20 protein-coding genes are annotated in these 22,800 nt (G+C 73.9%); 12 read left to right on the plus strand and 8 right to left on the minus strand.

The features are described from left to right. The first annotated feature begins 47 nt into the window (after positions 1-47). From RR3_RS10025 to RR3_RS24505, 4 genes are all read left to right on the plus strand, one after another. Positions 48-1,514, plus strand: coding sequence for a TIGR02677 family protein (locus RR3_RS10025; RefSeq protein ID WP_064066759.1), 1,467 nt, complete (start codon positions 48-50; stop codon positions 1,512-1,514). Next, positions 1,511-2,875, plus strand: a complete 1,365-nt coding sequence (locus RR3_RS10030; RefSeq protein ID WP_010596479.1) for a DUF2398 family protein — start codon at positions 1,511-1,513, stop codon at positions 2,873-2,875. The genes RR3_RS10025 and RR3_RS10030 overlap by 4 nt, the downstream gene beginning before the upstream one ends. Further along, a complete protein-coding gene (locus tag RR3_RS10035; RefSeq protein WP_072786406.1) occupies positions 2,872-7,017 on the plus strand; it encodes a TIGR02680 family protein in 4,146 nt (1,381 codons plus the stop codon). Before RR3_RS10030 ends, RR3_RS10035 begins: the two co-directional genes overlap by 4 nt. 486 nt (positions 7,018-7,503) lie before the next feature. Continuing rightward, a complete protein-coding gene (locus tag RR3_RS24505; protein WP_010596481.1) occupies positions 7,504-8,433 on the plus strand; it encodes a helix-turn-helix domain-containing protein in 930 nt (309 codons plus the stop codon). Positions 8,434-8,656: 223 nt separating this feature from the next. On the opposite strand, the gene mshC is transcribed toward RR3_RS24505, so the two are convergent. From mshC to RR3_RS10070, 5 genes are read right to left on the minus strand one after another with little or no spacing between them, the layout of a single operon-like run. Beyond that, on the minus strand, positions 8,657-9,898 hold the full coding sequence (gene mshC / locus RR3_RS10050) for a cysteine--1-D-myo-inosityl 2-amino-2-deoxy-alpha-D-glucopyranoside ligase (protein WP_064066779.1): 1,242 nt from the start codon (positions 9,896-9,898) through the stop codon (positions 8,657-8,659). Between the two features lie 51 nt (positions 9,899-9,949). Continuing rightward, complete coding sequence (locus RR3_RS10055) at positions 9,950-10,753, minus strand: SCO1664 family protein (RefSeq protein WP_064066780.1); 804 nt, start codon at positions 10,751-10,753, stop codon at positions 9,950-9,952. Positions 10,754-10,757: 4 nt separating this feature from the next. Continuing rightward, complete coding sequence (locus tag RR3_RS10060) at positions 10,758-11,342, minus strand: DUF3090 domain-containing protein (protein ID WP_017682191.1); 585 nt, start codon at positions 11,340-11,342, stop codon at positions 10,758-10,760. Between the two features lie 42 nt (positions 11,343-11,384). Continuing rightward, positions 11,385-12,065 (minus strand): histidine phosphatase family protein, encoded by a 681-nt coding sequence (locus tag RR3_RS10065; protein WP_010596485.1) that lies wholly within the window; start codon positions 12,063-12,065, stop codon positions 11,385-11,387. A 55-nt stretch (positions 12,066-12,120) separates the two neighbouring features. After that, positions 12,121-12,966 (minus strand): undecaprenyl-diphosphate phosphatase, encoded by an 846-nt coding sequence (locus tag RR3_RS10070; protein ID WP_174557566.1) that lies wholly within the window; start codon positions 12,964-12,966, stop codon positions 12,121-12,123. A gap of 191 nt (positions 12,967-13,157) precedes the next feature. Between RR3_RS10070 and RR3_RS10075 the strand changes: the two genes are divergently transcribed. The 5 genes from RR3_RS10075 (at position 13,158) to RR3_RS10095 (ending at position 17,840) form a co-directional block, all read left to right on the plus strand. Further along, a complete protein-coding gene (locus RR3_RS10075) occupies positions 13,158-14,096 on the plus strand; it encodes an aldo/keto reductase (RefSeq protein WP_010596487.1) in 939 nt (312 codons plus the stop codon). 102 nt (positions 14,097-14,198) lie between these two features. Then, positions 14,199-14,873, plus strand: coding sequence for a biliverdin-producing heme oxygenase (locus RR3_RS10080; protein WP_010596488.1), 675 nt, complete (start codon positions 14,199-14,201; stop codon positions 14,871-14,873). Then, complete coding sequence (locus tag RR3_RS10085; protein WP_010596489.1) at positions 14,870-15,880, plus strand: heme/hemin ABC transporter substrate-binding protein; 1,011 nt, start codon at positions 14,870-14,872, stop codon at positions 15,878-15,880. The genes RR3_RS10080 and RR3_RS10085 overlap by 4 nt, the downstream gene beginning before the upstream one ends. Then, on the plus strand, positions 15,877-16,956 hold the full coding sequence (locus RR3_RS10090) for a FecCD family ABC transporter permease (protein ID WP_017682195.1): 1,080 nt from the start codon (positions 15,877-15,879) through the stop codon (positions 16,954-16,956). The genes RR3_RS10085 and RR3_RS10090 overlap by 4 nt, the downstream gene beginning before the upstream one ends. After that, positions 16,953-17,840, plus strand: a complete 888-nt coding sequence (locus RR3_RS10095; RefSeq protein ID WP_048773508.1) for a heme ABC transporter ATP-binding protein — start codon at positions 16,953-16,955, stop codon at positions 17,838-17,840. The genes RR3_RS10090 and RR3_RS10095 overlap by 4 nt, the downstream gene beginning before the upstream one ends. Here RR3_RS10095 and RR3_RS10100 read toward each other — a convergent pair. Next, the gene (locus tag RR3_RS10100) at positions 17,793-18,140 is read right to left on the minus strand and encodes a hypothetical protein (RefSeq protein WP_010596492.1); all 348 of its coding nucleotides are present in this window, start codon (positions 18,138-18,140) and stop codon (positions 17,793-17,795) included. The genes RR3_RS10095 and RR3_RS10100 overlap by 48 nt on opposite strands. A 137-nt stretch (positions 18,141-18,277) precedes the next feature. Between RR3_RS10100 and RR3_RS10105 the strand changes: the two genes are divergently transcribed. From RR3_RS10105 to RR3_RS10115, 3 genes are read left to right on the plus strand one after another with little or no spacing between them, the layout of a single operon-like run. Further along, positions 18,278-19,288 carry an NHL repeat-containing protein gene (locus RR3_RS10105; protein WP_064066675.1) on the plus strand — a complete coding sequence of 337 codons (1,011 nt, stop codon included), beginning with the start codon at positions 18,278-18,280 and terminating at the stop codon, positions 19,286-19,288. Next, positions 19,288-19,548, plus strand: a complete 261-nt coding sequence (locus RR3_RS10110; protein WP_017682199.1) for a DUF5703 family protein — start codon at positions 19,288-19,290, stop codon at positions 19,546-19,548. The genes RR3_RS10105 and RR3_RS10110 overlap by 1 nt, the downstream gene beginning before the upstream one ends. A gap of 41 nt (positions 19,549-19,589) precedes the next feature. Further along, a complete protein-coding gene (locus tag RR3_RS10115; protein ID WP_017682200.1) occupies positions 19,590-20,660 on the plus strand; it encodes a quinone-dependent dihydroorotate dehydrogenase in 1,071 nt (356 codons plus the stop codon). 108 nt (positions 20,661-20,768) lie between these two features. Here the strand turns inward: RR3_RS10115 and RR3_RS10120 are convergent, their stop codons facing one another. Next, positions 20,769-21,302 (minus strand): YbhB/YbcL family Raf kinase inhibitor-like protein, encoded by a 534-nt coding sequence (locus RR3_RS10120; protein WP_010596495.1) that lies wholly within the window; start codon positions 21,300-21,302, stop codon positions 20,769-20,771. Between the two features lie 29 nt (positions 21,303-21,331). Continuing rightward, positions 21,332-22,693: a M20/M25/M40 family metallo-hydrolase gene (locus RR3_RS10125; RefSeq protein WP_048773512.1), complete on the minus strand. Its 1,362-nt coding sequence runs from the start codon at positions 22,691-22,693 to the stop codon at positions 21,332-21,334. Positions 22,694-22,800 lie beyond the last annotated feature (107 nt).

Consider the following 22,800-nt stretch of genomic DNA (forward strand, 5'->3'; position numbering starts at 1 on the left):
TGAACGAAACGCAGCCGCCCGCCGGGCACACCGACCCGGGGCCCGGGGTGCAGCACGACCGGCTCCGGTTGTTCTCGTTCGCGACGGCCGAGAAGCGGGCCGAATACCTCTGGGTGCTGCGGGCTTTCGACCTCGCTCGGGCCAACTACGTCGTGCTGCTGCACGCCGCCGAGGTCGCGGCGATCCTCGAGCGGACCGGCTCGACGGATCCGGCGGCGGCACTGTCCGCCCAGGACGTGGCGCCCCTTCTCGAGCAGCTCCACACCTGGGGGGTGCTCGAACGCAGCTACGACGGCACCCGGGCGGCGTCGCTGGCCGAGTACCGCAACCGGCACTACGTGTATCAGTTCGGCCGGGCCGGTTACCACGCCTTCCGGGCGGTCGAGGAGGTGCTGAGCGCGCGCGGCGAGGACGCGTCGCTGTCGCGTCTCGCCCTGGCGGATCTGCTGGCCGACCTGACCGAGCTGGCGGCGGCGAACGACGCCGGGGACGGCGAGCTCGTCTACCGCAAACTGTCGCGGCTGGACACGACGTTGTCGGACATGGCCGAGCGGGCCGCCGGGTTCTACCTGATGCTCGGCGACCTGGTGCGCACCACCGAGGTCACACCCGAGTCGTTCCTGGCGCACAAGGATGCGGTGCTGGCCCACATGCGGGAGTTCAGCACCGACCTGGCCCGCTACGGTCCTAAACTCGCGGCGGCGCTGGCGCGGGTGCGGGAGACCGGGGTCGACCGCATGCTGGGGTTCGCCGCCGCGCACGACGAGCGGATGCTGTTGTCCGTGGCCGAGCGGCACGCGGACTGGCGGGCCCGGTGGCGTGGGCTCGAGCGGTGGTTCGTCGGCGCCGCCGACGTGCCCAGCGAGTCGGAGCGGCTCCGGGACGGCACGATGAGCGCGATCGCGGCGGTGCTGGCGCTGCTGCGGCGATTGACGGAGACCCGCCGGGGCGGGGTCAGCCGCGAATCGCAGCTGCGGCACCTGGCCGCCTGGTTCGCGGCCGCGCCGGACGAGCAGTCGGCGCACGCGCTGTTCGACGCGGTGTTCGACCTGGGCCGCCCGCGGCACTTCTCCGTCGTGCATCCCGACCCGGAGACGGTCCCGGTGACGACGTCGTGGTGGGACGCGCCACCCGTGCCGATCGCCCGGACGCTGGCCGAGACCGGGCGCACCCCGTCGGCGGGAGCGCCGGCGCGGGTGCAGCGCAACGAATCCGGGGTCCGGCGGTTGCGGGAACGGCAGCTGGCGACGCAGCGGGCGCGGGCCGAGGCGGCACGCTCCCTCGCGGCGGGCGGCGTGGACGAGCGGGAGTTGTCCGAGCCGGAGACCGAGGTGCTGTTGGGTCTGCTCGACGCGGCGCTGTCGGCGCGGGTTCCGGTCAGCGGCACCGTGCCGGGTGCGACGGGCACCCAGAACGGGGTGCGGCTGACGCTGAGCCCGGCCCCGGAGGGCACGGTGGTCCGGACGGCGCGGGGCCGGCTGCATCTGGACGGGCTGCGGGTGAGCGTGCAGTGAGCGCCCGGCGGATCTCGCCGCTCGACCGGGATTCCTACCAGCGGGCGGCACGGCTGATCCTCTCGCACCACCTGGTGACCACCCGATACCCCGACCGGGCCGCGCTGCCGCTGCTGCGCCGGTGGGCGACGGAGCTGCGGGAGGACCTGCTCGAGTTGTTCGGGTACCGGCTCGAGGTGACCGAGACGACCGCGCGGTTGTTCACCGTCGCCGACCGGCTCGATCCCGGGGGCGGGGCGCGCTCGGTGACCGACCGGCCCTTCGACCGTCGCCGGTACGCATATCTGGCGCTGGCGCTGGCGGCGCTGGGCCGCGCGGGTGGGCAGATCACCCTGTCGGAGCTGGCCGAGCAGGTCGCGTCCGAGGCGGGACAGGTGCCCGGGGTCGAACTGGCTCCCGAGCGGGCGACGGACCGGGACGCGTTCGTCGACGCGGTGGCGTGGCTGGCGGCGCGGGGGGCGATCGCGCTGGCGGACGGCGACGCCGGGGGCTGGGTGTCGGACCCGGAGCGAGGTGAGGCCCTCTACGACATCGACCGGCCCGTGGTGGCGGCGTTGTTCCGGCCGCCGCGGGCGCTGCAGCACCTGAATTCGGTGCGGGGCCTGCTCGCCGCCGGTGACCGCCGCGACGGGGACCGGAGCGTGGGCACCGCGGAGGTGGCGCGGCGGGTGCGCCGGGCGCTGGTGCAGCGGCCGGTGGTGTATGCCGAGGAACTCGACGACGAGGCGCGGCTGCAGCTGGCGCTGCCGCGCACGACCGCGGGAATCGAACTGTTGACGGGGCTGGTGGCCGAGCGCCGCGCGGAGGGCGTCGCGCTGGTGGACTCGTCGGGGCGGATGTCGGATCTGCGGTTTCCGGGGGTGGGGACGGTTCCGCAGGTGGCGTTGTTGCTGGCCGGGGAGATCTGCGCGCGGGTGTCGGAGCCGGGGTGCGAACCGGTGCGGTTGCCGCGGCCGGTGGACGCGGAGGCCGAGCTCGAGGCGGGATTGGACGCCGCGATCCCGGCGGCCGGGGTGTTCGCGCCGCTGGCGGGTGACGCGGCTGCGGCGGATGCGCCCCCGGGGTCGCGGCCGGCGCCGGCGCATCCGCTGGTCGAGGACAGTTGGCTGGCGGAGACGGTGGCGCGGCTGGCCGACGAGTTCGGTCGTACCTTCGCCGCGCAGTGGCAGGCCGATCCGGCCGGTCTGCTGGAGGCGGCGGTGACGGTGTTGGAGCGGCAGCGGCTGGTGGCCCGGGTGCCCGGCGGGGTGCTGGCGTTGCCGGCGCTGGCCCGGTTCCGGGGGGTGGTGGTGACGGTGCGCGAACGCGATCCGCGTCTCGCGCTGGCCGGCGAGGATTCGAACGAAGCGGAGATGTCGTGAGCAGTGCCCGTTTCCGGCCCACCCGGGCCGGGATCATCAACCTGTGGGACTACCGGGATCAGGAGTTCTCGTTCGCGGACGGTCGGCTGGTGCTGCGGGGGCCCAACGGGTCGGGCAAGACCAAGGCGCTCGAGGTGCTGTTCCCGTTCGTGTTCGACGGTCGCATCGAGCCGCGGCGGTTGAACCCGTTCGCCGGCGAGGAGCGCACGATGCGGTCCAACCTGCTGTATCAGGGGCAGGACAGTGCGTATTCGTATGTGTGGATGGAGTTCTGCCGCGGGCGCCGGGACGATCCGGAGGCGGTGACGGTGGGGGTCGGGATGCGCGCGGCGCGCGGCCACGACAAGGTCACGCGGTGGTATTTCGTCGTCGACGGCCGGGTCGGTGTGGACTTCTCGCTGCTGGATGCGGCCGATCGTCCGCTGACGCGGCGGCAGCTGATCGAGGAGGTCGGTGCCGATGCGGTCACGGACCGGCCGGTGGACTACCGGGCGGCGATCGATGCGCGGTTGTTCGGGCTCGGGATCGAGCGTTACGAGCAGCTGATCAACCTGATCCTGACGTTGCGCCGGCCGCAGCTGGCGAAGAATCTGGATCCGAAGGGGTTGTCGCAGGCGCTCACCGACGGGTTGCGGCCGCTCGACGAGCAGCTGGTGCTCGAGGCGGCGCGGTCGTTCGCCGACATGGAGGAGGTGTCCCGCACACTGGAGTCGTTGGCGGCGGCCGACGACGCGGCGCAGAGGTTCGTCGCGGTGTATACGACCTACCTGGGTCAGCAGGCTCGCGCCGACGTGGACCGGCTGGGGGCCCGGCTGGCGGCGGTCGACGCCGGCACGTCGGAGTGGACGGCGTCGGTGGCGGCGTTCGAGCGGGCCGGGGTGGAGCGGGCGCTGACGCTCGAGCGGCTCGAGGTCGCGGAGCGGGACCTCGAGCAGACCCGCGCGACGCTCGAGGCGCTGCAGCGGTCGAGCGCGTACGAGGGTAAGCAGCAGCTCGACGATCTGGCGCAGGTGGTGGCGGATCTCGAGCGCACCACGGCCGGGCAGGCGGAGCAGGCGCAGCGCGCGCGGGTGGAGCTGGCGCAGCGTGAGGAGGAGGCGCGGCGGGCCGCGGAGGCGGCCGCGGACGCGGCGTCCGCGGCACACCGCGCCGAGGACGCGCTCGCCGGGGCGGCGCGCGATGCGGGTGTCGAGTGGGCGGGGCCGGGCGGGGACACCGGCGGTGACCAGATCGCGGCGACGGTCGCCGCGTGTGCGGAGGAGCGGGCCGCGGATGTGCGCGCGGTGCGGGCGGCGGTGGCGGCCGCGGAGGGGGCGTCGGCGGCGCGGGTGCGGGCGGAGGCCGCGGCCGAGCGCGCCCGGGCGCAGCGCGAGTCGGCCCGGGCGGCGGTGGACGCGGCGGACGCGGCGGTGGAGTCGGCCCGCGCGGAGGCGTCGACCCTGTTGCGGGAGTGGTGGACCGGTCATCGGGACGCATGGTCGGGGGTCGACGGGCCGGAGGAGCTGTTCGAGGCGCTGGCTGCGGCGATCGCGGCGGCCGGCGACGACGAGGCGGCGACACCGGCGGCGGTGCTGGCCGAGCGTACGGCGCCGGTGGTCGAGGAGTTGCGGTTCCGCGGCCGTGGCCTGGAGGCGGAGATCACGCACGGACGGGAGCGGATCGCGCTGTTGGAGGCCGAGCGGGACATGATCGAGGCCGAGCGCGACGACGCTCCCCCGGCGTTCCCCGCGTCGACTTCGGGGACCGGCACGTCGGGCGCGCCGCTGTGGCGGCTGGTGCGGTTCGCGGACGCGGTGAGCGCGGAGGCGGCCGCGGGCCTCGAGGCGGCGCTGGAGGCGGCGAACCTGTTGACGGGCTGGGTGTGCGGCGGGGCGGGAGACGTGCCCGCGGGGGCGGCGGTGCTGGTGCCGGCGCCGGCGGCGCAGCGGCCCGTGGGCCGGACGTTGGCCGACGTGCTGGTCGTGGAACCGGATACCGGGGTGCCGGCCGAGCGGGTGCGGGAGGTGCTGGCGTCGGTCGCGGTGCCGGACGTGGTGACGGACGAGACCGGCCCGGCGGTCGACGAGCGTGGCGGCTACCGCCAGGGGGTGCAGCTGGGTCGGTACACGAAGGCGCAGGCCGAGTACATCGGGGCGACCGCGCGGGCCCGTCGCCGGCGCCTGCGATCGGCCGAACTCGACGCGGAGATCGCCGAGGTGCGGGCGCGGGTGGCGGACGCGGAGTCGGCGCGGGTGGCGGTCGGCGAACGGCTGGCGCGGCTGGATGGGGCCGCGTCGGCGGTGCCGCGCACCGGCGCGGTGCTTGCGGCGTTGCGGAAGGTCAGTGAGTGCGCGGGGGCGTTGCGCACCGCCGGGGAGGCGGCGGCCGCGGCGGACCGGGACCTCGATCAGGTGATCGCCGAATGCTCCGTGAAGGAGCGGCAGGTGCGGTCGGTGGCGGCCCGGCACCGGGCGCCGCACACGGTCCGCGAGCTCGAGCAGCTGGCGGCGGCGATCCGGTTCTTCGAGTCGCAGGGCCAGGTGTTGTTGCGTGCCCGGCGGGAGCGGGTGGCCGCGATCGAGCGGGCGCGGGAGGCGCAGGCGCGGCGCGACGACACCCGGGTGGCGGCCGGTGCGTCCGCCGAACGGGCGGTCACGGCCGAGGAGTCGCTGCGGCAACAGCAGCAGCGGCTGGCGACACTGCGTGAGGCGTTGGGCGCCGACGCGCAGCAGATCGACGCGCAACTCGCACAGGCCCGCGAACGGATCGAGGCGGCGCGGACGGAGCAACGCGCCGCGCGCCGCGCGCACGACGAGGCGGTCGAACGGCTCGGGAAGGCGGAGGCGGCGCATGTCGCGGCGGAGCAGGCGCTGCGGTCGGCGTTGACCGAGACGCGGGCCGATGCGGCACAGCTGGCGCCGTATGCGCGGCCGGATGTGCTGGCGCTGCTGGGGATCTCGGAGGAGCTGCGGTGGCCGTCGGCGGCAGTGGAGTGGCCGGCGCCGGAGCAGGCTCGGCTCACCCGGGCGGCCGGGGACGTGCCTGCGGTGCCCGCGGCGGTGGGGGCGCTGTACGCGGCGCTGGCGGCGGCGACGGCGACGGTCAAGGGCGGGGACGGGGCCCGCAAGGCGGCCCGGTCGGCGTTGACGGCGGCGTTGCAGGAGTTCGACGGTCAGCTCGCGGCGGCCGGTCAGGACTATCGGCTGCAGTGGGATGCGCCGGAGGGGTTGACGGTGGTGCGGGTGCAGGACGAGCAGGGGTTCTCGTCGGTGGCGGAGTTCGCGGTGCGGATCGGGGCGGCGCGGCGGGAGCAGGAGCTGCTGTTGACCGACGCGGAGCGGCGCATCCTCGAGGATGCGCTGTTGGCGGGCTTGGCGCAGCAGATCCACGAGCGCACCGAGGACGCGCGGGAGCTGATCGCCCGGATGGGGACGGAGATGCGGCAACGGCGCATGTCGTCGGGGACGACGGTGGGAGTGCGATGGGTGCTGGCCGATCATCTCGACGATCAGGCACGGGCGGTGTGCCGGCTGCTGGATCGGGAGGTGTCGGCGCTGGGTCCGGAGGAGCTGGCGCGGGTGCGGGCGCATTTCGCGGCGCGGATCCGGGCGGAGCGGGCGGCGCATCCGGAGCGGTCGTATCCGGAGATCCTGGCGACGACGCTGGACTACCGGCGGTGGCGGGTGTTCTCGTTCGGGTTGATCGGCGCGGACGGCACGGAGGATCGGTTGACGGTGGCGCGGCATTCGGCGTTGTCGGGGGGTGAGCAGTCGGTGTCGCTGCATCTGCCGTTGTTCGCGGCGGCGCACGTGATGCTGGATTCGGCGGATCCGCAGGCGCCGCGGTTGCTGGCGTTGGACGAGGCGTTCGCCGGGGTGGACGACAACGGGCGGGCGGAGTTGCTGGGGTTGAGTGTGCAGTTCGATCTGGATCTGTTCATGACCGGCTACGACCTGTGGATCACCTATGCCGGGGTGCCGGCGTGCGCGCATTACGATCTGGCGCATTCGGTGGCCGAGCACACGGTCGGGGCGACGCTGTTGGTGTGGTCGGAGGGCGGGTTGCTCGCCGAGCACGACGGGTCGGATCTGGCGGCGGCGCTGGGGTCGCCGGGCACGCGGCGGGTGCCGGCGGTGGTGGAGGGGGCGCTCGAGTTCGCGTAGGGGTGCGGGCGCTCCCGGATCGATGCGGGAGGCGGCGCATCCCCCTCTGCTCCGATGCGCCGGACGGTGGGTTCCGCTTCGGGGCTGTGGAAGCAGGGTCGCCAAGTTCGGTTTTTCTTTAGGTTCCGCTGCGCTCGGATTCTCTCGGTGCCGGGGTGCGGCGTCGCCGACCGCAGGCCCCGCCGACGCCGAGTCAGGGCCCCCGACTACGGCATCGATCGGCACCACACCGGATTCGACGGATGCTGTCGCCACCCGGTCGTCGGCGCTGCGCGCTGCCGAATCCACGGCAACGGGCAGACCGACGAGCTGCGGCGGAGCGTTGACCCCCGTCCGGTCCGATGCAAAGATGATCAACCACACGCGGTCGAACGCGTGTGCGAAAACTCAACAGGAAGGCCCGCCGCGACTGCCACCGCGACGGGCCGGATGTCCGACTGAAAAGGAGTCGAACATGCGACAGCATACTCATGCGCAGGTGACGCCATGAGCATCGAAGCGATCATCTGGGCACTTGAACGCGCCGCGATCCCCTCCCCCACGCCGCCCGGCATGCCGTCGGCGCCGGCGCTGACCGTGGTCCTGATCAGCCTGGCGAATCACGCGTCCCGGCACGGCGAGGGCGCCTATCCATCCGTGCGCACCCTCGCCGGCTACGCCCGGATGAGCGAACGGCAGGTGCAACGCTGCCTTGCCGCCCTCGTCCAGCTCGGTCTCATCTCCCGCGGCGACCAGCAGCGCGTCGCCGCCACCATCGCTCGCGAGGACCGTCGCCCCACCTGCTACAACCTGGCGATGCGGCGGGGCGACACATCGTCACCCCGCTCCCGCGCACGGGGCGACAACTGTGCCCCCGACGGGGTGACAGTCGAGCGGCCACGGGGTGACACGCATGTCACCCGAACCGTCCTCGAACCAAGAGATGAACCTGCTGCGTCGCGCCCGGCGCCTCCCGCCCGCGCCGCGAAGGCGGCGCAGCGGCCGCATCATCCGCAGATCGAGACACTGGCCGCGGCATGCCGCCGGGCCGGGCTCACCGCCCGGTTCGACACCCTCACCGCGGAGAAGGCCTCGATAATCACGCACTCGGTCGACGTCCACGGCATCGACGCGCTCGTGCGCGCGGCACTCGCACGCCATCGACCACACGATCCCGCCCGCTCGGCGGCGGCGTGGATCCCGACCTGGCAGGAACTGCGCCCGCCGCGGCCGAAACGTCCACCCACCTGCGGCAACTGCGAGGAGTACGGCTGGCGACCTGACGACGAACTCGGCAGAGCAGTTCGCTGCCCGTGCCGCCGCGCCGGATTCGAGTGGCCGGAGGCACCCCCCGGAGTGCCGAGCGCACGCAAGCGGACCGAATCCTGCTCCGCCCACGACCGCACTCACCGGACGTTGTGTGCGAGTAGTGCGTGACGCGGACGGAGTGTCTGTTCGCCGTGGTCGGTCCGATGGATCCACATTGCGCCGCGACGACGCCGCCGGCGGGCGATTCGTCCACGAGTCGCACCGCCAGGGGCCTTTTCGGCGAGTGCCGGTGGTGGCGGAGACCTACGGCCCGGCACCGGAGTTCCGCAGCGCACATCTCGTCGTTACGCCTCGGCGTGTCGCGACGAGATGTGCACACTCGAAATTCGCTCTATCGCAGCGGGATCCCGAGCAGGGCGTCGACGGCGTCCGCGAACGCCGCGGGTGCCGAGGGGTCGTCGCCGCCGCGCTCGACCGCGAACGTCGCCCAGCTGTCCAGCGCGGCGAGGGCTTTCGGGGTGTCCAGGTCGTCGGCGAGGTGCTGACGCAGCCGAGCGATCGTGTCGTCGGCGGACTGGGCCGAGCCCAGGGCCGCGGCGTCGCGCCACCGGGCGAGGCGGGCCTGCGCGTCGGCGAGGACCTGATCGGTCCAGGCGCGGTCGGCGCGGTAGTGCCCGGCGAGCAGTCCGAGGCGGAGGGCGGCGGGGTCGACGCCCTGGCCCCGAAGCTTGGAGACGAAGACGAGATTGCCGCGGGACTTGGACATCTTCTCACCGTCGAGGCCGATCATCCCGGTGTGCACGTAGTGCCGCGCGAAGCGGCGCTCGCCGGTGACGGCCTCGGCGTGGGCGGCGGAGAACTCGTGGTGCGGGAAGATCAGGTCGCTGCCACCGCCCTGGACGTCGAAGCCGCTGCCGATCCGGTTGAGGGCGATGGCGGCGCATTCGATGTGCCAGCCGGGGCGGCCGTCGCCGAACGGGGACGGCCAGGCCGGTTCGCCGGGCCGCTGCGCGCGCCAGAGCAGCGCGTCGAGCGGGTCACGTTTGCCGGGGCGGTCGGGGTCGCCGCCGCGTTCGGCGAAGAAATGTTCCATGGTGGCGCGGTCGTAGCCGGACTCGTAGCCGAACTGCTCGGTGGCGTCGGCGCGGAAGTACACGTCGGGGTACTCGGCGTCGTCGACGATGTAGGCGGCGCCGGAGGCGACGAGTTTCTCGACCAGTTCGACGACTTCACCGACGGATTCGACGGCGCCGATGTAGTCGCGGGGCGGCAGGACGCGCAGCGCCTCCATGTCCTCGCGGAACAGCGCGGTCTCGCGCATGCCGAGCACGATCCAGTCCTCGCCGTCGCGGGCGGCGCGTTCGAACAGCGGGTCGTCGACGTCGGTGACGTTCTGGACGTAGTGCACGTCGTGGCCCGCGTCGCGCCACACCCGATGGACCAGGTCGAAGGCGAGGTAGGTGGCGGCGTGGCCGAGGTGGGTGGCGTCGTAGGGGGTGATGCCGCAGACGTACATCGTGGCCGTGCGACCCGGGGTGACGGGGCGGACCGCGCGGTCCGCGGTGTCGTAGAGCCGCAGCGGGGGGCCCTGGCCGGGGACGGACGGGAGCGCGATGTCGGACCATGACAGCATGCGCACGAGCCTAGTGGAGGGCGCAGAGCGCTCCGGACGGAGGCCGGGTCCTCAGAACGCCGGCCAGGGGATGCGCCGCTCGCCGACGGGGCGGGGCATGACGGGGCGGCGGAGCAGGGCGGCGATGCGGCCGCGCAGGGCGGCGACCTCGCGGGCGGTGATGTAGGTGCCCAGCCGCCGGCCGAGTTCGCCGTCGAGTTCGCGGGCGAGTTTGTCCAGGTCGACCAGGAGCGACGGGTCGATCGGGCTGCCGGCCCAGCCCCACAGCACGGTGCGCAGCTTGTTCTCCTGGTGCAGGCAGATGCCGTGGTCGACGCCGTACACGCCGCCGTCGAGGCCTTCGAGGGCGTGTCCGCCCTTGCGGTCGGCGTTGTTGAGGACGACGTCGAGCACGGCCATGCGCTGCAGGCGCGGGTCGTCGGCGTGGACGAGGACGACGTAGGTGCCGTCGAGGTCGCGGGCGCGCAGGACGGGCAGCCATCCGGGAGGGACGGCGTCGAGCGGGCACAGGTCGACGAGGTCGAGGCGGCCGGGCGGGTCGGCGGGATCGGGGGTGTCGATCCACTGCTGCACCATGCCGGTCCCGAAGGGTCCCTCGCGCAGCACGGTGGTGGGGATCACGCCCCAGCCGAGGGCTTCGGAGACGAGGTAGGAGGCGACTTCCCGGCCGGCGAGGGTGCCGTCGGGGAAGTCCCACAGGGGCCGTTCGCCGCGGACGGGTTTGTACACGCAGCGCACGGTGGTCGCGCCGAGGGTGGCGTCGCACACGAGGGTGGCGTTGCTGGCGTGGACGACGCGGCCGACCACGGTGAGTTCGCCGTCCGTGAGCACGGTGCGGAGGTCGGGGCTGCCCACCGGGTCAGGTCTCCTCGCCGAGCCAGGCGGCGGGGTCGAAGCCCTCGGTGCGCAGGTACCCGTTGGTGCGGACGCAGATGTGGCCGCCGCCGACCGGTTCGCCGCACAGCGGGCACGGGGTGCGGCCGGCGGCGACGACGAGTTCGGAGCGGGCGGCGAAGTCGCGGGCCTGCTGGGGGGTGAGGAAGACGCGGACGGCGTCCGGGCCCTCCTCGGCGTCGTCGAGGACGACGGACTCGTCGACCTCGGTCTCGGTGACGGCGAGCAGTTCGACGACGACGTTGCCGCTGTCGGCGTCCCAGCCCAGGCCCATGGTCCCGACGCGGAACTCCGCGTCGATGGGGGTGACGAGCGGACTGATGTCGACGTCCGGGTCCTCGGGCAGGTCGGTGCCGAAGCGGCGGTGCACCTCCTCGAGGAGCAGGCCCATACGGTCGGCGAGGATCTGCACCTGTTGCTTCTCGAGCATGACGCTCACCACCCGGGAGGCGTGCACGGCCTGCAGATAGAACACCCGGTCGCCGGGTTCACCGACGGTGCCGGCGACGAACCGGTCCGGGGTCCGGAAGACATGTATCGCGCGGGCCATCGCACCTCCTCGTTGTCGTATCCATCCGGTGTCGCTCTCCCATTATCCGCCGCGGGGGGCGACCTCCCCGCCGGGCGCGGGCGCCGGTTGGGCGGGCGGTGCGAGCCCGGACAGGTCCGAGCCGGTGTCGTTGACCCGCAGCACGAACGGGCGGGTCTCGGTGTAGCGGACGACGCTGAGGGAGGCGGGCTCGGCGACGATGCGCTGGTAGCCGTCGAGGTGCGTGCCGAGCGCGTCGGCGAGGACGGCCTTGATGACGTCGCCGTGGGTGCAGGCGATCCAGACGACGTCACCGCCGTGGGCGGCGGCGAGGCGGCTGTCGTGTTCGCGGACGGCGGTGACGGCGCGGGCCTGGACCTGCGCGAGGCCCTCGCCGTCGGGGAACACGGCGGCCGAGGCGTGCTGCTGGACCACCTTCCACAGCGGTTCCTGCAGGAGTTCGCCGAGTTCGCGGCCGGTCCACTGCCCGTAGTCCACCTCGACGAGGCGGTCGTCGACGAGGGGGGTCAGGCCGCGGTCGGCGGCGAGGGGGGTCACCGTCTGGTGGCAGCGCAGCAGCGGCGAGTGCACGATCTCGGCGATGGTGAGGCCGGCGAGCCGCGCGACGAGGCCCTTGGCCTGGATGTGGCCGACCTCGTCGAGTTCGACGCCGGGGGTGCGTCCGGCGAGGACCCGGGCGGTGTTCGCCGTCGAGCGCCCGTGCCGCAGCAGGATGACCGTCATGAAGCCAGCCTAATGGGCCGGGCGCCCGACGAGCGGGCCCGGCGGGGTCCCGGCCTCAGGTGGCCGAGATGGTGCCGGTGGCGAGCAGGGCCAGGACGAGGGTGCCGAGGGCGATGCGGTAGCCGACGAACCAGTACATCGAGTGGTCGACGACGAATTTGAGCAGCCAGGCGATGGAGGCGTAGCCGACGGCGAACGCGACGGCGGTGGCGACGAACAGCTGGGCGCCGGAGGCGCTGAGGCCCTCCCCGGCGGGTTCGAACGCGTCCGGGAGGCTGAACAGGCCGGAGGCGACGACGGCGGGGATGGCGAGCAGGAACGAGTACCGGGCGGCGGCCTCGCGGGTCAGGCCGAGAAACAGGCCGGCGCTGATGGTGCCGCCGGAGCGGGACACGCCGGGGATCAGGGCGAGGGCCTGCGCGGAGCCCATGACGATGCCGTCGCGGAGGGTGAGTTCGTCGAGCTTGCGGGTCTTGCGGCCGTAGCGTTCGGCGGCGGCGATGACCAGGGCGAACACGATGAGCATGGTGGCGATGAGCCACAGGTTGCGGGCGCCGGTGCGGATCTGGTCCTTGAACAGGAAGCCGAGGACGCCGACGGGGATGGTGCCGACGATCACGTACCAGCCCATGCGGTAGTCGAGGTCGCTGCGGTGTTCGCGGTGGGCGAGGCCACGGAACCAGGCGGCGACGATCCGGACGATGTCCTTGCCGAAGAAGACCAGGACGGCCGCCTCGGTGCCGAGCTGGGTGACGGCGGTGAAGGAGGCGCCGGCGTCGGTGCCGAAGAAGATCTCCGAGACGATCCGCAGGTGGCCGGAGGACGAGATCGGCAGGAACTCGGTCAGGCCCTGCACGAGGCCGAGGACGAGCGCCTGCAGCCAGGTCATGGATTCGCCGATCACGCGGTGCCCTCCGGGTGCTCGTGGGGACGGTCGCCGGGGGTGGGGTCGATTTTCACCTGGGCGAGGGTACGCGGCGCGGCGGAACGGTTTTCGCGGCCTCACGGCACTAGGGTGCTGGGTCAGGGGCGGCGGTCGCGGTGACGGCGGCTCGACCCCGTCGGTCGGATCGTGACGAGGCGCGGGCGGATATGGAACACAGAACGGTGGGTGCGAGCGGGCTGCGGGTCTCGCGGCTCGGCCTGGGCACCCTGAGCTGGGGACGCGGCACGGACGGGGACGAGGCGGCGGCGCAGCTGTCGGCGTTCGTCGACGCCGGTGGCACCCTGGTCGACACCTCCCCCGCCTACGGTGACGGGGTGGCGCAGCGGATCCTGGCGGAGCTGCTCGACGACGTGGTGCCGCGCGATCAGCTGGTCGTGTCGGGCAGCTCGGGCATCGACACCTCGAAGGTCGGGGCGGGGCGGGTGGACTGTTCCCGTGCGGGTCTGCTCACGCAGCTGGACCGCACGCTGCGGGACCTGGGCACCGACCATCTCGATCTGTGGCAGGTGGCGACGTGGGATCCACGGACGCCGGTCGACGAGGTGGCGGCGGCGCTGGAGTTCGCGGTGACCAGCGGCCGGGCCCGGTACGTGGGGGTGCGCGGGTACCTGGGGTGGCAGCTGGCGACGGCCGCGTCGGTGGCGACGCGGCACGCACCGCTGGTGGGAACGCAGGTGGAGTATTCGCTGCTCGCGCGCGGGGTCGAGGAGGAGCTGATCCCGGCGGCCCTGCACCACGGGGTGGGGGTGTTCGCGGCGGTGCCGCTCGCGGGCGGGGTGTTGACGGGCAAGTACCGCGACGGCATCCCGGCGGACTCGCGGGGCGCCGACGACCTGCACACCGAGGAGGTGCGCAGCTATCTGACCGAGCCGGCGGCGCGGGTGGTCGAGGCGGTGGCGACGGCCGCGGACGGACTGGGGACCTCCCCGCTGGCGGTGGCGTTGGCGTGGGTGCGGGACCGGACGGGAGTGGCGTCGACGGTGGTGGGTGCGCGGGATCTGGCGCAGCTGACCGGGGTGCTGGTGACGGAGGAACTGGAGTTGCCGGCGGCGATCGCGGCGGCGCTCGACGACGTCAGTGCGTGACGTCGGGCCCCCGGGCCCGCGACCCCGCCACGAAGTTAGGTTAGCCTGTGGTCGAGGTCGGTGCACCGGCACCGGACGGCGGGCACGAGGAGGGACCGGTCGATGACCGCGATCGAGGCCGCGGGGTTCGCGCAACGGCTCCGCCGGGAGACCGCGCAGGCGCACAGCGACACCGAGAACGCGCAGTTCGTCACCGAACTGCTGGCCGGCCGGCTCACCCGGCAGGGGTATGCGGCGCTGCTCGCGCAGTCGTGGTTCGTCTACGAGACGCTCGAACGGGTCGGCCGCTCGCACGCGGGTGACCCGATCGCCGGGCCGTTCCTGGACGACGCGTTGCTGCGCACTCCGGCGCTCGAGGCGGATCTGACGTTCCTGCTCGGCCCGCGGTGGCGGGAGACGATCGCGCCGCTGCCCGCGACCGAGCGGTACGTCGCGCGGCTCGAGCAGGTGGCCGCGGTGCGCCCGGAGGTGTTCCTGGCGCACCACTACCTGCGGTATCTGGGGGATCTGTCGGGTGGGCAGATCATCCGGCGCCTGCTCGAGCGCGCGTACGGGCTGGACCGGGACGGGTTGCGGTTCTACATCTTCGACGACATTCCCCACCCCAAGCCGTTCAAGGACGCCTACCGGGCGAAGCTGGACGCGGCGCCGCTCGACGAGGGCCGGCGGCGCACGGTGATCGACGAGGCGAACCTGGTGTTCGGGCTCAACGCCGACCTGTTCGCCGATCTGGCCGCCGACCTGGACCGGTACCGCACGACTTCCGCCCTGCCATGACGCGACGCGGCATCCTCGCGTTCCTCGCCGCGGCGCTCGCGCTCGTCGCGCTGCTCGTCGGGTGTTCGACCGCCCCGACCGGGGGCGGCGGGACCGGGGCGCGCACCGCGGTGGTGGGCGATCCGAATCCGCGGCCGATCGCCGAGGCTCCCGTGCCGGCGCTGCCGGTGACGGTCCGCGGCGTCGACGGGGTCGACGTCACCGTCACCGACGCCTCCCGCATCGTGACGGCCGACCGGTCGGGCACCCTCGCCCAGACCGTGTTCGCGCTCGGTCTCGGGGACCGGCTGGTGGGTCGGTCGACGGCGGGTTTCCCCGCCGTCGAGCAGGTGCCCAACGTCACCCCCGGCGGGCACGGGCTCTCGACGGAGGCGATCTTGGCCCTGGCCCCGACGGTGGTGCTCACGGACACGTCGGTGGGGCCGCTCGCGGTGCAGGAACAGCTGCGGGCCACCGGGGTGCCCGTGGTGTTCGTCGACCCGCGCCGCACCCTGGCGACCGTGGGCGAGCAGATCCGCTTCGTCGCCCGGGCGCTCGGCGTGCCCGCGGCGGGTGAGGCCCTGGCGCAGCGCACCGACGACGAGATCGCCGCGGCCCGCGCGGCGGTGCCGGACGACGGGACACCCCCGACGGTGGCGTTCCTGTATCTGCGCGGGTCGGCGATCAAGATGCTCGGCGGTCCCGGATCGGGCGCGGACGCGCTCGTCGAGGCGCTCGGCGGCCGCGATGCGGGCACCGTCGCCGGCCTGACGTCCGAGTTCACCCCGATCACCAGCGAGGCGATGATCGCCTCCGCCCCGGACGTGATCTTGATCATGACCGAGAGCCTGGCCTCCGTGGGCGGGCCCGAGGGCCTCGCCCGGCTGCCCGGCGTCGCCCAGACCCCGGCCGGGCGCGACGGCACCATCGTCGACATGGCCGACTCGGTGCTGCTGAGCTTCGGCCCGGACACCGGCCGGGTGCTCGCCGCGCTCGCCGCGGCGCTCTACCCGGCCGCACCGGCATGAGCGCCGTCGACTCCCCCGCCCCCGTCCGTCCGGCCGCCGCCCACCGCGGCCGCACCGCGGCGGTGGTCGCGGGCCTGACGGCCGCCCTGGTGGTGCTGGCGGTGCTCTCGGCGTGCCTCGGGCAGGTGCCCACCTCGCCGGCCGAGGTGATCGGCAGCGTGCTGCACCGCCTCGGGCTCGACCTCGGGCCGCTGCCGGCCCACCCGGCCGGTGAGGTCACCCTGTGGGAGGTGCGGTTCCCGCGGGTGGTGCTCGCCGTCGTGGTGGGGGCGTCGCTGGGCTGCGCGGGCGCCCTGCTGCAGGGCGTGTTCGCCAATCCGCTCGCCGAGCCCGGGGTGATCGGCGTCTCCGCCGGGGCCGCCGTCGGGGCGTGCGCGGCGATCGTGCTGGGCGGGGCGTTCACCGCCGGGTGGGCGCTGGCGGGCGCCGCGTTCGTCACCGGGCTGCTGACCACGACCCTGGTGTACGTGCTGTCGCGGTCCGAGGGCCGCACCGAGGTGGTCACGGTCATCCTCACCGGCGTGGCGGTCAACGCGTTCGCCGGCGGCCTGATCGCCCTGTTCACGTTCGTCGCCTCCCCCGCCGCGCGCGACCAGATCGTGTTCTGGCAGCTCGGCAGCCTGGGTGGGGCCACGTGGGAGGTCGTGTCGGTGGTCGCGCCGCTCGCGGTCGGCGGCGTCGTCGCGGCCGTCGTGCTCGCCCCGAAGCTGGACCTGCTCGCCCTCGGCGAGCACGTCGCGCGCCACCTCGGGGTCGACGTCGAGCGGGTACGGCAGGCCGCGATCGTCGTCGTCGCCGTCCTGGTGTGCTCCGGGGTGGCGTTCACCGGCATCATCTTGTTCGTCGGGCTCGTGGTGCCGCACCTGATGCGGATCGCGCTGGGGCCCGCGCACCGCGTGCTGATCCCGGCCGCCGCGTTGTGCGGCGCGGTGGTGCTGCTTGCCGCGGACCTCGGTGCCCGCACCCTGGTGCCGAACGCGGACCTGCCGCTGGGCATGCTGACCTCGCTGGTCGGTGGCCCGGTGTTCTTCTGGATGCTGCGCCGCACCCGGGCACGCCAGGGCGGCTGGGCGTGAGTCCGCGGCGGCCGTGGCCGGACCGGCAGGTGCCCGCCCGAGCCGGGCGGGGCGCGGTGACGCTGCGCGCCGAGCAGGTGGCCGTCCGCCGCGGCGACCGCGTCGTCCTCGACGGCGTCGACCTCGAGGTGCGGGTCGGGGAGGTGCTCGCGCTCGTCGGGCCCAACGGCGCCGGCAAGTCCACCCTGCTGGCCGCGCTCGCCGGCGATCACCCCGTCGCGGCGGGCGAGGTGACGGTCGGCGACCGTCCGCTGGCCGAGTTCTCGGCCGCCGCCCTGGCGCGACGACGGGCGGTGCTGCCGCAGCAGCACGCGGTCGGGTTCGCCTTCACCGCCCTGCAGGTGGTGCGGATGGGCCGTGCGGCCTGGGCGCGCACCGACCGCAGCCGGGACGACGAGACGACGGTGGCCGCGGCGCTGGCCGAGGCGGACGTCACGCACCTGGCGCACCGGCCGTTCCCGGCCCTGTCCGGCGGCGAGCGGGCCCGGGTGGCGCTGGCGCGGGTGCTGGCGCAGGACACCCAGACGCTGCTGCTCGACGAGCCCACCGCGGCCCTGGATCTGGGGCATCAGGAGACGGTGATGCAGGTGGTGCGCGGCCGCGCCGACGCCGGCACGGCCGTGGTGGTGGTGCTGCACGATCTGAATCTGGCCGCCGCGTACGCGGACCGGGTCTGTGTGCTCGCCGGAGGCCGCGTCGCCGCCGACGGTCCGCCCGCGCAGGTGCTGACCGGGGAGCTGCTCACTCGCGTGTACCACTACCCGGTGCGGGTCCATCCCCATCCCGGGACCGGCGCACCGCTGGTGCTGCCGCTGCGGGCCGGCGACGCGGCGGCGTCACCGGCCGGGCAGCCAGCCGAGCACGCGGTCGAGCCACGTCGGTGACCGGCACGGCCGGGCGCGGGCGACGGTGTCCCGCACCGCCGCCGCCACGCTGCGTTCGTCACCGAGGTCGATCTCGGCGACCGACGCCCGCGCCCGGGCGATCACGTCCGCCGCGGTGGGCACGGTGGACGGGCCCGCGGGCCGGTACACCTCCACCCGCAGGGTGGCGCGGCGCACCCGGAACGAGAACGGCCGGCCCTCCTCGGTGCGACCGAACCCGTGCGCGTGCACACCCGGGCTGAGGTACTCGACGACGAAGCCGTCGGGGGGCCGGTCGGGGGAACCGGTGGGCCAGGTCACATCGGCCTCCTGGCTGGGTGACGGGGGGCGAGGCGGCTGCGGCGCCGCCACGGCGATCAGGAACACTGGGGGTCGGGTGCGCCGCCGGCGACGGTGCCGCACGCCACCGACCCCGGGCGACGACGAGGAGCGAGACGATGGGCAGACCGGCAGCACGTGCGACCGCCGCGGCGGTGGGGTTCGCGTTGGCGCTGGTCACCGGGTGTTCCTCCTCCAGCGGCGGCGACAGCCTGCCCACCATCGACCCGGCGACCCCGGCCGTGGCGCCGGAACCGGCCGTCCCGCCGGCGGGGACGGTGCAGGCACTGGGCCGCGCCGTCGAGGCCCTCGCCGTCGATCCTGGCACGAGTACGGTCGCCGCGCTCGCCGGCGACGGGTCGCGGCTGCTGCTGCTCCGGGCCGCCGACCCCGCGGCAGCGCCCCGCGAGGTCACCCTGCCGGCCGCGGCGGCGACCGTGCTCGCCGGTGTCGACGGCGAGGTCCTCGCCCCCGGCGCCGGCGTCGTGGCCCGGGTGGATGTGCGGTCGGGCGCCGTCACGGAGGTACCCGTGGACGGGGATGCGCGGGCGGCCGCCGTGCTGGCGGACGGTCGCCTCGCCGTGGGCACCGCCGACGGCGTCATCCACCTCGTGGACCCGGCGTCGGGTGCGACGCAGACCGTCCCCGGTCTGGCGTCGGTCGACGCGCTCGCCGCCGTGGGCACCGAGCTGGCCGCGCTGGATCGGCGCCAGACGTCGCTGACCGAGGTCGACGTCGCCGACGGGGATCTCGGCCTGGCGTTGCGCGCCGGGGAGGGTGCCACGCAGCTGGCCACCGACCCGTTCGGCCGGGTGCTGGTGACCGACACCCGGGGTGGGGAGCTGCACGTGTACACGCTCGATCCGCTGGTGTTGCGCCAGCGGTATCCGGTGCCGAACGCCCCGTACGGCGTCGCCTACGACAGCGCGAACGACCTCGTGTGGGTCACTTCGACCGGGAGCAACGAGGTCGTCGGCTACGATCTGTCGACCGGGATTCCGCAGGAGCGAGGCCGGTACGCGACGGTGCGGCAACCGAACTCGGTGGTGGTCGACACCGCCGGCGCCGTCCTGGTGATCGGATCCGGGACCGGGGACGGGCTGCAGAGGATCCCGATCGGGGGTGTGTGATGGCAGGTCCACGCGACGTGGGCGGCCGGTGGACGCGGATGCCGGTGGGCTGGGACACCAGCAACGACGAGTACGACTACGTGCCGCTGCGGCTGCCGCGCGACGTCTCGCGGGTCAGCGCGTCGCTGCGGCTCGCCATCCAGGCCGAGTTCCACGGGTGGGAGCTGACGCGGGTGCGGCTGTATCCCGACGGCAGCCGCCGGGTGCTGCTGCGCCGCCGCAAGACCGGCCACCACGTGCCCGAACCCACCGTTCGTTGACGCCGACCCCGGGCGCCGCCCGGGCCAGCAGGGAGTGTTCCGTGTATCGCTTGTTCCTTCGACTGCTGTTCCTGCTGCCGCCGGAGCGGATCCACCACCTCGCGTTCACCGCGATGCGGCTCGCGACCCGGGTCCCGCCGCTGCGGACGCTGATCGCGAAGGTTCTCGTCGTCGACGATCCGGTGCTGCGCAACACGGTGTTCGGGGTGACGTTCCCGGCCCCGCTCGGTCTCGCGGCCGGCTTCGACAAGGATGCGGCCGGGGTGAACGCCTGGGGTCCCCTGGGCTTCGGGTTCGCCGAGATCGGCACCGTCACCGCCCAGGCGCAGCCCGGCAACCCGGCGCCCCGGCTGTTCCGCCTGCCCGCGGACCGGGCGCTGATCAACCGGATGGGCTTCAACAACCACGGGGCCGGGGAGGCCGCGAACCGGCTGCGCACCCGCGCGCACACCGTCCCGATAGGCGCGAACATCGGGAAGACCAAGGTGGTCGCGCCGGCGGACGCGGCCGAGGACTACACCGCGAGCGCCCGGCTGCTCGGCCCGCTCGCCGACTTCGTCGTCGTCAACGTCTCGTCCCCCAACACCCCCGGGCTGCGCGACCTGCAGGCGGTCGAGTCGCTGCGGCCGCTGCTCGCGGCGGTGCTGGACACCGTGCACGTACCGGTGCTGGTGAAGATCGCCCCCGACCTGTCCGACGAGGACGTCGACGCGGTCGCCGACCTCGCCGTCGAACTCGGGCTCGCGGGCATCGTCGCCACCAACACCACCGTCCGGCGGGACGGGTTGCGCACCGATCCGGCCCTGGTCGCGGAGATCGGCGCCGGCGGGCTGTCCGGTCCCCCGGTCGCACAGCGCTCCCTCGAGGTCCTGCGCCGGCTGCACGCGCGGGTCGGGGACCGGCTGGTGCTGATCTCGGTGGGCGGCATCGAGACCGCCGAGCAGGCGTGGGAGCGGATCCTCGCCGGCGCGTCGCTGGTGCAGGGCTACACCGGTTTCATCTACGGCGGCCCGTTCTGGGCGCGCCGCGTCCACAAGGGTCTCGCCCGGAAGGTGCGGGCAGCCGGGTTCGCGTCGATCGGCGACGCGGTGGGCGCAGGCGCCCGCGTCTGATCCGCCGCGCCCGGATCCGGCGGGCCGGGCCACACCGCCGGACAGGCACACCCCTCGGGACGGGTGCGCCTGCCCGATTCCGGTGCGGAGCCGGCCCGCCGAACGGGTCTACTGCTCGAACGTGCCGTGCAGCGTCGCGCGCGCGATCGCGTGGGAGAACACGTTGAATCCGAGGAACGCCGGGGTCGAGTCGGGGCCGACCCCGTCGAGGGTCTCCACGTCGAGGGCGTGCACGGCCACGATGTAGCGGTGCGGGCCGTGCCCGGCCGGCGGGGCCGCGCCGAGGAAGCGGTGCAGACCGCCGTCGTTCTTCAAGGTGACCGCACCCTCGGGCAGCGCGGAGCCGGTGTCGTCGCCGGCCCCCGCGGGCAGCGACGTCACCGACGCCGGGATGTTCGCCACCGCCCAGTGCCAGAACCCGGACGCGGTGGGTGCGTCGGGGTCGAACACGGTGACGACGAAGCTCTTGGTTTCGGGGGGAAAGCCCGACCACGACAGCTGCGGGGAGATGTCCTGCCCGCCGGGCACCCCGAAGATCCCGCTGGCCTGTTCCGGCTTCAGCGGGCGACCGTCGGTGATGTCCTCGCTGGTGAGATCGAAGGTGGGCAGGTCGGGCAGCGGCGCATACGGGTCGTGGGCCATACCGGTCCTTTCTCTGGGTGCTGGTGTGCTCAGGCGTGCAGCAGGAAGTGTTCCATGACACGGGTGCCGAAGCGCAGTGCGTCGACCGGGACACGCTCGTCCACCCCGTGGAACAGCGCCGCGAAATCCAGTTCCGGGGGCAGCTGCAGCGGGGCGAATCCGAAGCAGCGGATGCCGAGCTTGGCGAAGGCCTTCGCGTCGGTGCCGCCGGAAAGCATGTACGGCACGGTCCGCCCGAGGGGATCGTGGGCCAGGATGGCCGCGTTCATCGCCTCGACGAGGTCCCCGTCGAACGTGGTCTCGTACGAGTCGAGGTCGGTGATCCATTCGCGGGTGACGTCCGGGCCGATCAGCTCGTCGACGGTGCGTTCGAACTCGGCGCGCCGGCCCGGCAGGATGCGGCAGTCGACGACGGCCTGCGCCGTCTGGGGAATGACGTTGGCCTTGTACCCGGCGTCGAGCATGGTCGGGTTGGCGGTGTCGCGCAGGGTGGCGCCGACGATGCGGGCGATGGACCCGAGCTTGGCGAGGGTGCCGTCGAGGTCCGGCGAGGCCGGATCGAAGTCGAGTCCGGTCTCCTCGGCGACGGCGGCGAGGAACTCGGCGACCGAGTCGGTCAGCACGAGCGGGAAGGTGTGCGTGCCGAGGCGGGCGACGGCCTGGGCGAGGACGGTGACGGCGTTGTCCTCGTGCAGGAACGAGCCGTGGCCCGCGCGGCCCTTGGCGGTCAACCGCATCCAGCCCAGGCCCTTCTCGGCGGTCTCGACGAGGTACAGGCGGCGCTCGCCGCCGTCGCGGCGCGGCACCGTCAGGGAGAACCCGCCGACCTCGCCGACGGCTTCGGTGATGCCGTCGAACAGGTCGGGGCGGTGCCGCACGAGCCAGTGGCTGCCGTAGGTGCCGCCGGCCTCCTCGTCGGCGAGGAACGCGAAGACCAGGTCGCGTGGCGGCACGATGTTCTCGGCCTTGAAACGGCGGGCGATGGCCAGCATCATCCCGACCATGTCCTTCATGTCGACCGCGCCGCGCCCCCACACGTAGCCGTTCTCCACGGCCCCGGAGAACGGGTGCACGCTCCAGTCCGCCGGTTCGGCGGGCACCACGTCGAGGTGCCCGTGCAGCAGCAGCGCACCCCGGGACGGGTCGGCACCCGGCAGGCGGGCGAACACGTTGCCGCGGCCGGGAGCGCCTGATTCGACGTATTCGGTGGTGTAACCGACCTCCTCGAGCCGCGCCGCCACCCACATCGCGCAGTCCCGTTCCCCGCGGGTGGTGGCCAGGTCTCCGGTGTTGGAGGTGTCGAAGCGGATCAGCTGCGACACCAGGTCGACGACTTCGGCCTCGGCGCGGGATCCGTCGGCCGGCTGGGCGGGATTCGATGTTGTGGACACGGTCCCCTGTCTACCATCGATCTCGGCAAACCCGCAGGTGGGCGGGGCGATTTGGGCGCCGCGACGCGGTGGGTTACTCTTTCACAGCGCCCACGGACGTGGGAGCG

This window comes from Rhodococcus ruber NBRC 15591, from assembly GCF_001894945.1.
Taxonomy (GTDB): Bacteria; Actinomycetota; Actinomycetes; order Mycobacteriales; family Mycobacteriaceae; genus Rhodococcus; species Rhodococcus ruber.